The sequence below is a fragment of the Paenibacillus sp. EKM301P genome (assembly GCF_011800295.1).
GTDB classification, from domain to species: domain Bacteria; phylum Bacillota; class Bacilli; order Paenibacillales; family Paenibacillaceae; genus Paenibacillus; species Paenibacillus polymyxa.
Genome location: NZ_JAALFM010000010.1, coordinates 82,822 through 95,278 on the forward strand (window position 1 = coordinate 82,822; position 12,457 = coordinate 95,278).

The window sequence follows — 12,457 nt, forward strand, 5'->3', positions numbered from 1 at the left end:
AACAACATGACAGATATGAAGCATGGGCAGGGTTTCATTCAACCGGAAATGCGCGAAACGATTTTGCGTGAGCTGCGCGCGTTGGAGCAGGAAGAGCAGGTGCGCATTGTGTACGCCTGTGAATCAGGCAGTCGGGCATGGGGGTTTCCTTCACAGGACAGTGACTATGATGTACGATTTATTTATGTAAGACCCATAGAATGGTATTTATCTATTTTTGATAAGCGGGATGTGATTGAGCGGCCAATCAGCAATATGCTGGATATAAACGGTTGGGATTTGAAAAAGGCGCTCCATTTATTTCGCAAATCCAATCCGCCTTTGCTGGAATGGCTGCAATCTCCGATTCCCTATCTGGAGCAATATTCAGTGGCCGATCAGATCCGTGCAATCTCGCCGTTAACCTTCTCTCCGAAGTCCTGTATGTATCACTATCTGAATATGGCACGGGGAAACTATCGGGACTATTTGCAAGGTGAACAGGTGAAAATTAAAAAATATTTTTACGTGCTGCGTCCGCTGCTGGCCTGTGGCTGGATTGAACGTTACAACAGTATGCCTCCTATCAAATTCGTAGACTTGCTAGCGGAATTCATTCCGGTAGATACCGAACTTTATCAGGTGATCGAGCATTTGCTGGAGCGTAAAAAAGCGGGCGAGGAGCTGGATATGGAGCCGCAGCTTTCGGTGGTGAATGATTTTATTGAGCAGCAAATTGCTTATTTTGAACAGAAGGCGCCCTTGCTTCAGCATATGGAGGGCGGACGGGATCAGCAATTGGACGAGATGTTCCGCGCTGCGGTGAATGAAGTATGGAAAACATAAGCTGGGAAGGAGAAGTGGAGTATGCACATCACGCTAAAAGCAACCGGAAACAATGCCGGGATGATTTCGCATTTGCTCGCCAAGAACCCTTACAATACGTATGATCGCACGGAAAAGGGTGCTCGTGTACGCATGGTGTACACCGTTTTTACGGAGGAAGAGGCAGAAATCGTCATTCAGGCCTCGCCAGATTCGATAGATTTGGTCAAAAATAGTCCGGATAGCTATGACATTACAACATATATTAATGATCGGGAGTTTGTAACCAGCAGCTTGTTTTGCACCTATATTCGCGGCGCGCTTGGCACGGCCTTGAACGGCAAACCCAAGGAAGACTATGCAGCATGGGTGACGCATCCTTTTGCGCTGGAGTTATCGTTTGGGCCTGTTGCGTCAGATTTGCCGGATGCTGTGGTGGAGGGACTATTTGCGCCGCTGGGCTATCAAGTGACCATCGAACGAGGGAAAGCGGATTATTCTTTTCAGCTGAAAAATCGAAGCACCGTCAGATATGTCACGCTAAGTGGCCATCAGACGGTGCAATATGCGCTGCGTCAGTTATTGCTGTTAATTCCAGTGTTGGATAATTATAAGCACTACTATATTAGCGAAGAAGAGTTTGATAAGCTGAAACGTTACGGTGAAGGCTGGCTGCAAGAGCATCCGATGCGCGAGCTCATCATTCGACGCACGCTTCATTTTACCAATCTGATTGAGCAATTTGAGCAATCTGATTCTGCTGCTACACAGACTGAAAAACATGCGGTCCAAGAACAAAACCATAATCACGAACAGGATCAGCAGCAAGATCAGTCACTGGAGGAAGGAAAGCAACAGCCTGTAATGCGGCTAAATGAGCTGCGGTATCAAGCCATTATGGATGTGATTCGCAAGCTGCCCCGAAGACAGAAAATCGTAGATTTTGGATCAGGGGAAGGGAAGCTTTCGGCTCGGATGGCTCGAATCAAGGGCATTGAAGAGATTTGGGCTGTGGAGCCGTCTGCATATGCACAGGTGAGGGCTGTGGAGCGTTTTGCCAAGCTGGAAAGGCATGCCGATGCAATTCGCCCTACACCTATGATGGGCTCTCTCTTTTATTATGATGAACAATTGAGGGGAAAAGATGTGATGATCCTGTGTGAGGTCATTGAGCATGTGGATGAGCATCGTCTGAACCGGGTGATGGATACGATTGTGACAGAATATCAGCCGGGTGTGCTGATCGTGACGACTCCCAATCGCGAATATAATGAGGTGTATCGTATGGATCAGCAAGAGCTGCGGCATGGCGATCATCGTTTTGAATGGAGCAGAAGCGAGTTTCGTGAACGATGCGAGCATTGGATTGAGGAAGCTCCTTATTCATTAGCGCTGGAAGGGATCGGAGAAGAGGTCGAAGGCTTTGGACAACCGACCCAAATGGCTGTATTTACGCGCAGAAAGGAGCCGAAGAATTCATGAGCATTTCATCCGAACGAACGATTAATCTACCGCATGCTGGACTGGTTGTGTTGGTAGGGGCCTCGAATAGTGGCAAAACCACTTTACTGGACATGTTGGTGAGCGAAGGGATTCTATTGAAAACGGAAGTGGTATCCTCAGATCATTTTCGCCAGCTGGTCGGAGATACGGAATTTATAGACTGGAGCGGACTTCCAAGGCTGGAATCGGACGTGCTGTTTTATGAGTACCAGCAGATGTCAGCCAAGGCGTTTGAAGCGATGGATACCATTCTGGCTATGCGCTGTCGTCTGAATAAGCTGACGGTTGTGGATGCCACCCATCTGTATGCTGAGGATCGCCAGAAATATGTACAGCTGGCAGCCAAAGCGCATGTACCAGTGATGGCCTTGGTGCTGGATGTGCCCGAATCTGTGCTGCTGGAACGTGATGCAGGTAGGGCGCATCCGCGTGGTCGCCAACGGGTCAAGCAGCAGGCACAGCTGTTAAAGCGGAACCTGCGCGGTATCCGGGAAGAAGGTTTTAACGCTTGTTATGTCCTCAAGGATGTAGAAAAGCTTAACTTCGCCCGCCGTGCTCAGCCGCTGTTTCATGATATAGGTGCAGGCATTGATATCATTGGTGACATCCACGGGTGCTACCGGGAGATGCTGGAGGTGTTAGAGCGGCTCGGATATATGGAAGATACGGAAGGACTATACCATCATCCAGAAGGCAGAAGACTGGTATCCGTTGGGGATGTGATGAGCCGTGGCCCAGAATCGTTACTAGCGGTGCAGTTTTGGAAAAAGCACGTGGATGCCGGACTCGCCTACATGATTGACAGCAATCATGGCTGGAAAATCGGTCGTTACCTTGATGGAAGAAAAGTAACTCTCAATCATGGAGATGAACGATTCGCAGAGGAACTGGTTCAATATGAACAACAAGCGGGTAAGGCAGCAGCGGAACAGCTTAGAGGCGAGCTGAGGGATTTTCTGCTACATGCGCCCTCTCATCTTATTTTCGGCAGAAATGGGTTGCGACACCTGGTTGTGACTCATGCGGGGATTAAGGATCATTTTATTGGCAAACAGTCGGCACGTATTTCTGATTACTGTCGTTATGGAGATACGGATGGTCAGGATGCAGACGGAAAACCAATCCGCAAAGATTGGTTCGTAGACCATGAATCGGGAGAAATAGTAGTATGGGGACATGATCCGAGACCGCAGCCTACGATTGTGAACCAGACGGTGAATATTGATCAGGGTGTGGTATTTGGCGGTATGCTGACCGCTTATCGTTATCCGGAAAAGGAATTTGTCAGCGTTCCGGCTCATGAGAATTATGCGAATGACCCCGATAGCCCACTTGTCCGGTGGCAGAAAAAACGGTTTTCCCCGCCGAATTTACGTAAGCTCATCGCTGGTTACAGTGTACTAACGGAATCGTATGGCGAAGTGCGCGTACAAGGAGAATGGGTCAAATCGGCTATAGATACCGTGTCACATGTGACAGTACCGATGGAGGAACTGGTGTACATTCCACCAACTATGAGTCCTGCTCCCACGGTTTCCGCAGAAGAAGGATATCTGGAGCATCCGCGTGAGGCGCTGGCTTATTATCGTGGTCAAGGCGTACAAACGATGGTAGCGGAGAAAAAGCATATGGGTAGCCGGGCGATTTTGCTATTATTCAAAAACGAACAGGCTGCTGTCGAGTATGTAGGATACCCGACATTAGGCACGATCTACAGCCGCAGCGGCCGCCCTTTCTTTGAACCAGGCCTTGCGAAGCAGGTGCTGGAAAAGCTGAATGCCGATCTACAGACTGCCGGGTATTTTGAGCGGAATCAGACGGATTTCGTGTTGCTGGATGCAGAAATAGTACCGTGGAATCTCAAGGCTCGGGAACTGATTGCTGCACAGTATGCGCATGTGGGTGAAGCAGCTCTGCTGGATCGCAGTAAGCTGGTAGACAAGCTGAAGCAAGCGAAGGCTGCAGGTCGGGAGGTTGGAGACTGGCTGGAGGAAATGGAACGGAAATATGGCAATGCCGTAACGTTCCAAGAAGCTTTTCAAAAATATTGCTGGGATGTAGACGGTCTGGATGAAATTCGTATTGCACCATTTCATACACTGGCCCACAGCGGCCGGACGTTTTTTGACCAATCTCATCTTTGGCATATGGAGCACAACCGGGAGCTGGCAGGACTGTCCTCGCTGTTTATGGAGACAGAGTATCGGGTCATCACGGACGAAGCAAGCGAGGAAGAGGTTATCCGCTGGTGGAACGAGATGACAGAGGATGGTCATGAGGGCATTGTGATCAAGCCGGAACGCTTTTTGATGAAAAATCGGGACAAGATGATTCAGCCTGCAATCAAGGTGAGAGGCCGGAAGTATTTGCATATCATTTACGGTATGGATTATCTTGCCCCTGAGAATTTAAAGCGTCTGAAGCAGCGCCGAACGAACAAAAAGGAGCGTCATGCCCTGATGGAAGGAGCGCTTGGTATGGAGGGCGTAGAACGTTTTGTCCGCAAGGATACGGTGGATCGTATTCATGAATGCGTCCTTGCTGCGCTATCTCTGGAATCGGAGCCGATTGATCCGAGATTGTAGTTTGCGAAGGAGGGATTGAGATGGATAGGAGTACACCGTTAATTGATATTGGTGTGAACTTGATGCACCGTTCGTTTCATGCAGATCGGGAACAGGTGGTAGAGAGAGCAGCGGCTGCAGGAATTACACCGTTAATTATTACCGGAACCAGTGTCCGGAGCAGTCGGGAGGCTGCTCAGTATGCGGCTTGTTATCCGGGTAAACTGTACACGACGGCTGGCGTGCATCCCCATGATGCCAAAAGTTGCAGCACAGATACAATTCAGCAGCTCCGCCAACTTGCGGCTCAGCCGCAGGTCGTATCCATAGGGGAATGCGGGTTGGACTATAACCGTGATTTTTCTCCGCGTGATGTACAGCGCCGATGGTTCGGAGAGCAGATTCAACTGGCGGGGGAGCTGCATATGCCTTTATTCCTGCATGAACGAGATGCGCATGAGGACTTTGTCGCTATGTTGCGAGAGTATCAGGGGCTTGTTGATAAAGCGGTGGTGCATTGTTTTACCGGTACTGCACAGGAATTGCATACGTATGTGGAGATGGGACTGTATATCGGTATTACGGGCTGGATCTGTGATGAACGGCGCGGCAAGCATCTGCGGGAACTGGTCAGGGATATTCCATTGGACCGGTTGATGATTGAAACGGACGCTCCATTTTTGACCCCGCGTAATTTGCCCGTGAAGCCCAAAGAAGGGCGTAATGAGCCGGTGTATCTCGCTCACATTGCCGCTACGATTGCCGAGTGCACAGGCCGCAGCATGATGGAGATCGAAATTGCGACGACGGAAACGGCCAAACGTTTCTTCGGATTATAGGATTGTCAAAGCCATGGATGTGGTATATATTATAGTGAATTAAAAAGCATTGTCGGGAGCTTGAGATAGTCAGGCTGAGAGGGTGGCCCTTGCCGCCGACCGTGAAATCTGATCTGGGTAATGCCAGCGTAGAGAAACCTAGAACACCTTACAAGAAACAGGAATACCGCCGATTAGCGGCGGCTAGTCGATGGATACGTTTCATATCCTATATCAAGTTAATGAGCTACAGTCTGTAAAAAGTTGCAGACGGACAAGCGTGTCTTGTTCTGTACCTGACTTTGGCTTGGTTTCAGTGCAGTAGACTGCTGTGCTATATGAGATATGTCGACAACTGATAATGTATGGTGATCATTTTATGACTGCGCATAAAGCTTGCCTGGAGATTCAGCTCCGGACAGGCTTTTTTTTATGGCCAAATGGCCTATTTTAAAGAAAAAGGGGAGCGTATCAACAATGAATACGAATGTAAGAGCGTCCAAAGGGCTGAAGCTGACTGATATTTTGGTCACGATTGTAATCTCCGTGGTATTCGGGCTGGTCTACAAAATATGGGGACCTGCCTATGATTTGATGAAACCATTGGGTCTGCACGCCGAGCAACTGATGTATGGCATGTGGTTTATGGCTGGCACGTTCGCTTATCTTATCATTCGCAAACCGGGAGTCGCGATTTTGGCAGAGGTGGCCGCGGCAACCGTCAGTGCTTTTTTGGGAAGTGAATGGGGCATGTCCACCTTGTACTACGGTTTGCTGCAAGGCTTGGGAGCGGAGCTGTTCTTTGCGATTTTTCTGTATCGGAACGCCAACCTGTGGGTTGCTTCACTAGCTGCGGCAGGAGCGGCTGTCACTTCTCTGATTTTAGACTTCAGCTATGGGTATATTGATCAGCTATCGACCTGGAACTATGTTTTGTATATTGGATTTCGGATGATTGGCAGTATTGTGATTGCTGGAATATTCGCTTTCTATCTGGCTAAGGCATTGGAAGTAACCGGCGTTACGCGAAGTTTGAGACCGGCAACGGAACAAGATTATAAGGGGCTGGATTGATGAGTCCGACCAACGAAGATGTGGTGGCTTCGATCACCCGTCTTCGGTTGAAATTCCCCGGTGAGCAAGAGCTGCTTTTTCACAATATGTCCTTATCTGTTCGCAAAGGGGAAAAGCTGCTGCTACTGGGGCCGAGCGGATGCGGCAAATCAACGCTGCTTCAGGTGCTGAGCGGTCTGATTCCACGCACGATAGAAGTGCCTATGAAATGCGATGCTGCCGTGATCCCGAGTCTCTCTGGTATTGTATTTCAAGATCCCGACACACAGTTTTGTATGTCATATGCAGACGAGGAACTGGCTTTTGTATTGGAAAATAAGCAGGTTCCAAGGGAGCAGATGCCATCCCGTATTCGCGAGCTGCTAATGCAGGTTGGTCTTCCAACGGATGATATACATCTGCCCATTGCCAGCATGTCACAAGGAATGAAACAGCGGCTGGCGATTGCATCGGTGCTGGCTATGGAACCGGAAGTGCTTTCTCTGGATGAGCCGACAGCCTTGTTGGACGAGGAAGGCACTACACAGGTGTGGGATACCATTCGCAACATTTCGGCAGACCAGACGCTGGTGATTGTAGAGCATAAAATTAATGAAATTGTCCAGGATGTGGATCGGATTGTGGTGCTTTCTGCTCAAGGGGAGATTATTGCGGACGGAAGGGCGGAAGAAGTATTTTATATACACCGGCAGGCATTATCCGAGTATGGCGTGTGGTATCCGGGAGTATGGGATGAATCGTCTTCATCACGTTGGAATGATTCTATGACGCAGCAGAATGATGCGTTGCTTGCGGATAGTCCGTCCACTTCAGCATGTACAACAAATTTGCTGGAGTTGGAACATTTTAGCGGACTTCGGGGAGGGAGCTCAGTCATTTATGTGGAGCAAGCGCAGGTGAAGCCTGGCGACTGGATTGGTGTGGTCGGTGAAAACGGGGCTGGCAAAAGCTCGCTTCTGCTCTCTATGATGCGCTTACTTCACACGCAGGGGCGTTATCGCGTGTGCGGAGCTGAGGCAGGCAATACGGAGCAACTGGCTGAGCGCATTGGGTTCGCGTTCCAAAATCCAGAGCTGCAATTTGTAGCGAACACCGTGCGAAGTGAACTGGAGTATTCGTTACCCAAGAGTTTGTTTACCGCTAAACAGTGCAGAGAACGAGTGGATCGAATGCTTATGCAGTTCGGATTGGAGCGACTGGATGAACGCCATCCGTATCAGCTCTCGCTGGGCCAAAAAAGGCGGTTGAGTATTGCTACGGCTATGATCCGTGAGCCGAAAGTGCTGCTGCTGGACGAACCGACTTTTGGGCAGGATGCGCGTAATACCTTTGTCATGCTGGATATGTTGGAACAGCTGAGAGCGGCAGGCACGGCCATTGTGATGGTTACGCATGACCCGGAAATTGTCCGTCGATATTGTACCGATATATGGCGGATTCAGAAAGGAGAGCTACGGTATGAGCCTGTCCTTTCCTCATCATGAAACATGGCTGCATCGTGTGAATCCGGGCCTAAAGCTAGTGATGTTTTCCCTGCTGTTTGTGATCGTTATAGTCATCCATGATCCGAACGTTATGTTTAATGTTACATGTACTATGCTGCTGTTGCTTGTCTGGTCAGGCCATCCATGGAAGCGGCTGCTGCTGTACGGATCTCCCTTTATATTGGTGTTTATTTCAACCTCAACAGGCATGATGATGTTTGGCAAAGGAGTGACGACCTGGTGGACATGGGGCCTGATCCATATTACGCAGGAAAGCTTTTACCGAGGGATGCATCTGGGCTTTCGTGCACTGAGTATGGCCGCAGCAGGGTTGCTGTTTGGTTTAACGACTCGTCCGGTGAGCCTTTTTTATTCACTGATGCAGCAATGGAAGCTCCCTCCCAAGTATGCGTACAGCTTTTTGGCAGCTATGCGGTTGATGCCGATGATGCTGGAGGAATTTCAGGCTTTGAGACATGCCCACCGTATTCGAGGTTTGCACCAGCATGTGTCCAAATGGAATATGTATGCCACGCTGCGCAGGTACGCAATTCCGCTGCTCGCTCAAAGTATCCGGCGTGCGCAGCGCATTGCTATAGCCATGGAAGCCAAGGGCTTTGCTAATGAAACCAAGCGTACGTATTATTATGCGATCGGCTATTCGGCTGTAGATATTATATTTATTTTGTATTTTGTGGTGTTGCTGATGCTGGCTTGGGGACTTGGTATCTGCTTTCCTTATGTGGGGGTATGGGATGTACGTTAATTGTTGTCAAAAGGCTTTGCCCGATTTCTGCTCTGTGGTATATTAATGCAATGGGAATTGACGGCTCGTACAGACCCGCCTGGGCTGGCGGGCTTATTACATTTTCCCGCAGTAATGGATCATCAGGAGGCCAAGTTTCATGATTACGCTGCATCAGGTAAACAAGCATTATACCACCTCAAGCGGCCCATTTCATGCGGTTCAATCCGTGTCTCTTCAAGTGGAGGAAGGGGAAATTCACGGTATCATAGGTGCCAGCGGTGCCGGCAAGTCTACGTTGCTCCGGTTGATGAATGTATTGGAAAGGCCGGATGAGGGAAACGTGGTTGTGAACGGGGAAGATCTGACTCGCATGCCGGAAAAACGTCTCCGTGAAGCGCGGCGATCCATAGGGATGATTTTTCAGCATTATCATCTTGTTCATAATCGGACGGTAAGTGGAAATGTAGCAATGCCGTTGGAGCTGGCAGGTGTCGCGAAAAAAGAGAGAGCGGAACGCGTGCGCGAATGCCTGCAATTCGTTGGTTTAGCGGATAAGGCAGAACAGTATCCGGCACAACTGAGCGGAGGCCAAAAGCAACGTGTGGCGATTGCCAGAGCACTGGCGAATCGTCCTGCGGTGCTGCTTTGTGATGAGCCGACCTCAGCCCTTGACCCGCAGACGACCGCTGATATTCTGGGCGTGTTAAGGGAGATCAACCGTGAACTGGGAGTTACCATTGTAATCGTCACACACGATATGGACGTGGTACGCAATATTTGTACCCGTGTATCCGAAATGCGGGACGGGCATTTACTTTCAACGAAACATGTAGCTGACCCTATGGTAGATTCAACCTTGGAAGCAGGTGAAGCTGATGAATGACATGTTGAACATCATTGCACAGTATCAGTCAGAGATATGGAAAGCCATCGGGGAGACGTTTATCATGGTGGGGATTTCTATCGCAGCAGCTGTACTGTTAGGGCTTCCGGCAGGAACGATTTTATATTTGTGTGGTAAAGGGCAAAAATATGAAAATCGACTGCTCTTCACCATACTGAACAGTCTGGTCAATGTCATCCGCTCGTTTCCGTTTTTGCTGCTCGTGGTGTTTATGATTCCATTTACACGTTTGGTGGTAGGCACGGCGCTGGGCACGATGGCAGCTACGGTTCCCTTGTCAGTGGTAGCCATCGCCTATTATTCGAGACTGGTGGAACAATCGTTGCTTGAGGTGCCCAAGGGTGTGATTGAAGCCGCTACGTCTATGGGAGCATCCACCCTCCAGCTTATTTTTAAATTTCTATACGTGGAAGCCCGTTCTGGACTTGTACTAGGTTTGACCACGTCCACCATTAGCTTCATCTCCTACTCCACGGTGATGGGCATTGTGGGCGGCGGCGGGGTAGGCGATTTTGCCATTCGCTATGGTTACCAGCGGTTTGAAACAGGCTTGATGGCGTTCACCATCGTCGTTATGATTATTTTCGTACAAACGATCCAGTTCACCGGAAGCACCATATCCCGCCGGATCGACAAGCGGTAAGAGGTTTATGAATCTCTTTATTAACACTTGCACAACTCACTATGGGAAATAAAAATGACTTTACAGTGCCTCAAAAGCGGAGCGGGCAGAATTGTTCTGGAGAAGCGTTAGCGTTCGCCTTTGAAATGGGATTCTAACCTATCATCACTTTAAATGAGAGAATCCCATTTCAACAGCGATCGGAAGAACAATCTGCACGCGAAGCGGCTGAATCTCCCACTGTAACTCATATTTTATCTTCCCAATCACAACTAATTTGGAGGTTCATCATCGAATGAGTCGGAAAAACAACATGAAAACGAACTTGAAATTACTTACACTATTTGCAGTGGTTATGCTGCTGGTTGCCGGATGCGGTGGTCAGAAGCAGGCTACACAAGAAACAACAACTAAAGAAGCAACATCCCAAAAAGAAGTGACCTTGAAAGTAGCCACGCTGATCCCACCGATGACAGATGTGCTGGATATCGTGAAGCCACTGCTTAAACAGGACGGAGTCAATCTGGAAATTGTTGTGCTGTCAGACAATATCCAACCGAACAACGCATTGGCAAGCCGTGAAGTGGATGCTAACTTCTTTCAGCATGCTCCGTTTATGCAACAATATAATGAAAGCAACAAATCTGATTTGGTAGCGGTAAAACCGATTTACAACGCCATTTATGGCGCGTACTCCAAAAAATACAAGAACATTAAAGACCTGCCCGAAGGTGCGACGATTGCCATTGCCAATGATCCGGCCAATACCGGACGTTCTTTGGTAATGATGGAGCAAAACGGTCTAATCAAGCTTAAAGAAGGTGTAGGCTATAATGCTACACAGGCTGATATTATTGAGAATAAGAAAAAGTTTGTGTTTAAAGAAGTGGATTTGTTGATGCTGGCGCGGTCGCTGGATGATGTGGACATGGCTGCCATGTATCCCGCATATGCCAAGCCGCTCGGTCTGACACCGAAGAAGGACGCGCTGATTACCGAAAAAGATGATACGCACTTTGCCATTAATTTGGTAGCGCGTAAGGATAATGCAGATTCCGATGCCATTCAAAAGCTGGCAAAACGAATGACCGGACCGGAAGTACGCAAATTTTTTGAGGACAATTACAAGGATAGCGTTGTTCCAGCATTTTAAATAAATAAGTATTGAAACATTATTTTTGATGATATTTGACCTGTATAATGGAGTGCAGTCTGTGAAGAGCAGATGGTCTCCCTTGTGCAGGTCTTTTTCTTTTTCATCCTTAATATGGGTAAAATTCATCGAAATCAGGGTACAAAGTCTTATTTTTTAAGATTTTAGTGTATTACAGCACTGTGAATTTTGGTCATAAAGGGTGATAGAGTAATGATAAGGAACCTATTAAAATAAATATACGAACAAACATTCGTTTTATGTTTTATTAACGATGTTTGTAGGAGGGTCGAGAAATTCAGCTGACAACGGGTCAAAAGCGTCAATAAAAAAAGGAAGGGAAACAATATGAAGCTGTTTGTAACTGTAAAAAGTTTGGGAAAGCGTAAACCCGCGCTCGCACAACAGGAAATAGAGCTGAGCCCTACTCCAGAAACATTGCGAGATTTGATTACAGCAACCGTTGCCCTGAATGTTCAAAAGCTACGGGAAAAGCAGGAGAGTGTCGCGCTGATTCCGTTCCTCACGGGAGAGGAAATTCAGGCACAAGGCGAGACAGGCAAAGTTGGATTCGGTTCCATATATAATGATGGTGTTCCTAATATTGAGGCTGCCGTGAACACGGCGATGCAGGCCTTTGAGGATGGTTTATACAGGGTTTTTGTATGTGATGAGGAAGCGATTGAACTGGACGCTCCTTTGTCACTTCATGCAGGGGATGAGATTGTATTTATACGCTTCACAATGTTGGCTGGAGGCCTATGGTAGAGGAGGAGACGAAAT

The 12,457-nt window shown here is 48.4% G+C and carries 11 protein-coding genes; all 11 read left to right on the forward strand.

Annotated features, from left to right (window positions below):
* Positions 1-6 precede the first annotated feature (6 nt).
* The 11 genes from HFD99_RS20240 to HFD99_RS20290 all read left to right on the forward strand — a co-directional run bounded on the left by HFD99_RS20240 (position 7) and on the right by HFD99_RS20290 (position 12,442).
* Positions 7-825: a nucleotidyltransferase domain-containing protein gene (locus HFD99_RS20240; protein ID WP_123796828.1), complete on the forward strand. Its 819-nt coding sequence runs from the start codon at positions 7-9 to the stop codon at positions 823-825.
* A gap of 21 nt (positions 826-846) precedes the next feature.
* Entirely contained in the window at positions 847-2,286 is a 1,440-nt protein-coding gene (locus HFD99_RS20245; protein WP_123796829.1) for a 3' terminal RNA ribose 2'-O-methyltransferase Hen1, read from the forward strand.
* The gene (locus tag HFD99_RS20250; RefSeq protein ID WP_123796830.1) at positions 2,283-4,892 is read left to right on the forward strand and encodes a polynucleotide kinase-phosphatase; all 2,610 of its coding nucleotides are present in this window, start codon (positions 2,283-2,285) and stop codon (positions 4,890-4,892) included. Before HFD99_RS20245 ends, HFD99_RS20250 begins: the two co-directional genes overlap by 4 nt.
* A 20-nt stretch (positions 4,893-4,912) precedes the next feature.
* On the forward strand, positions 4,913-5,710 hold the full coding sequence (locus HFD99_RS20255) for a TatD family hydrolase (RefSeq protein ID WP_123796831.1): 798 nt from the start codon (positions 4,913-4,915) through the stop codon (positions 5,708-5,710).
* 456 nt (positions 5,711-6,166) lie between these two features.
* The gene (locus tag HFD99_RS20260) at positions 6,167-6,763 is read left to right on the forward strand and encodes an ECF transporter S component (protein WP_123796832.1); all 597 of its coding nucleotides are present in this window, start codon (positions 6,167-6,169) and stop codon (positions 6,761-6,763) included.
* Complete coding sequence (locus HFD99_RS20265) at positions 6,763-8,247, forward strand: ABC transporter ATP-binding protein (protein ID WP_123796833.1); 1,485 nt, start codon at positions 6,763-6,765, stop codon at positions 8,245-8,247. Before HFD99_RS20260 ends, HFD99_RS20265 begins: the two co-directional genes overlap by 1 nt.
* Positions 8,222-9,013, forward strand: a complete 792-nt coding sequence (locus tag HFD99_RS20270) for an energy-coupling factor transporter transmembrane component T family protein (protein ID WP_123796834.1) — start codon at positions 8,222-8,224, stop codon at positions 9,011-9,013. The genes HFD99_RS20265 and HFD99_RS20270 overlap by 26 nt, the downstream gene beginning before the upstream one ends.
* A 139-nt stretch (positions 9,014-9,152) precedes the next feature.
* Positions 9,153-9,878: a methionine ABC transporter ATP-binding protein gene (locus HFD99_RS20275; protein ID WP_123796835.1), complete on the forward strand. Its 726-nt coding sequence runs from the start codon at positions 9,153-9,155 to the stop codon at positions 9,876-9,878.
* Positions 9,871-10,542, forward strand: coding sequence for a methionine ABC transporter permease (locus tag HFD99_RS20280; protein ID WP_016819897.1), 672 nt, complete (start codon positions 9,871-9,873; stop codon positions 10,540-10,542). Before HFD99_RS20275 ends, HFD99_RS20280 begins: the two co-directional genes overlap by 8 nt.
* 274 nt (positions 10,543-10,816) lie before the next feature.
* Complete coding sequence (locus tag HFD99_RS20285) at positions 10,817-11,674, forward strand: MetQ/NlpA family ABC transporter substrate-binding protein (RefSeq protein WP_016819898.1); 858 nt, start codon at positions 10,817-10,819, stop codon at positions 11,672-11,674.
* A gap of 348 nt (positions 11,675-12,022) precedes the next feature.
* Entirely contained in the window at positions 12,023-12,442 is a 420-nt protein-coding gene (locus tag HFD99_RS20290; RefSeq protein ID WP_016819899.1) for a hypothetical protein, read from the forward strand.
* The last annotated feature ends 15 nt before the right edge of the window (positions 12,443-12,457 follow it).